This is a genomic window from Nonomuraea sp. NPDC049784 (assembly GCF_040659615.1).
In the GTDB taxonomy this organism is placed as follows: domain Bacteria; phylum Actinomycetota; class Actinomycetes; order Streptosporangiales; family Streptosporangiaceae; genus Nonomuraea.
Genome location: NZ_JBFAMX010001288.1, coordinates 1 through 1114, shown reverse-complemented (window position 1 = coordinate 1114; position 1114 = coordinate 1). Strand labels below are relative to the sequence as shown.

Here is a 1114-nt window from a genome sequence, read left to right as displayed (position 1 = left end):
CGAGCAGCCAGGCCCAGCCGTAGGGCCGCTCGAACGTCGGGTGGGCCCGCAGGTAGACGGCCTCGGTCATCAGGTGCTCAGGCGGCACGCAGGTGGGTCTGTCAGCGGGGGCGAAGGACAACCGCGCCGTCGAGGCCAGAGCCGACGTGCTCACCTTCACCACCGCGCCCCTGTCCGAGGACGTCGAGGCCGTCGGCCCGGTCCGCGTGCGGTTGTACGCGCGCTCGGCCAACCCGAACGTCGACTACTTCGCCCGGCTGTGTGACGTGGACGCGCGCGGCCGGTCGATCAACGTGTGCGACGGGATCGTGCGCCTGCGCGAGCCGGGCGATGTCCGGACGGTCGAGATCGCCCTGTGGCCGATGGCTCACCGGTTCAAGCGCGGCCACCGCATCCGGCTGCAGGTCTCCAGCGGCGCCCACCCGCGCTTCGGCCGTAACCCTGGCACCGGCCAGCCGCTCGCGACCGGGCGAGACCTGCGCGCGTCCGATCACGAGATTTTCCACGACCGCCAGCACCCGTCAGCCCTCTGGCTGCCCCTCACCCCTGGAGCATCATGAATCTGCTTGTCCTCGGCGGCACCCACCACGTGGGCCGCGCTGTCGTGGAGGTCGCGCTGGAGCGCGGCGACGAGGTGAGCACGCTGAATCGCGGTCTCAGCCGCGAGCCCGAGCCCGGTGTGCGGGCTCTGCTAGCCGACCGCACCGACCCTGAGGCCGTACGGCTGGCGCTGGCCAGCCAGGAGTGGGACGCGGTCATCGACACCTGGGCCTGGGCACCCCGTGTGGTGCGCGAGACCGCCCGGCTGCTGGCTGATCGGGCAGGCCACTACGGGTATGTCTCCAGCCGCGGCGTGCACCGCTGGCCCTGGCCCGCGCGCGCGGACGAGCATGCCCCGCTGGTCGACGGCGACCCCGCCAGCACCGACGACGCCGACTACGCCGCCGCCAAGCGCGGCGGCGAACTCGCCGTCCTCGAATCCTTCCCCGAGGCGGCGCTGCTGGCCAGAGCCGGGTTGATCCTCGGCCCGTACGAGGACGTCGGCCGCATCCCGTGGTGGCTGCGCCGTCTGGAGAAGGGCGGGCGCGTCCTGGCGCCCGCTCCGGCCCAGACG

General features: G+C 73.2%; 2 protein-coding genes. Both read left to right on the top strand.

The annotated features are described in order from the left end of the window. Positions 1-92: 92 nt before the first annotated feature. On the top strand, positions 93-560 hold the full coding sequence (locus AB0J09_RS65490) for a CocE/NonD family hydrolase (RefSeq protein WP_360714667.1): 468 nt from the start codon (positions 93-95) through the stop codon (positions 558-560). Next, positions 557-1114 (top strand): NAD-dependent epimerase/dehydratase family protein (locus tag AB0J09_RS65485; RefSeq protein WP_360714665.1); only part of this gene is annotated, 558 nt, incomplete at its 3' end. The genes AB0J09_RS65490 and AB0J09_RS65485, both read left to right, overlap by 4 nt.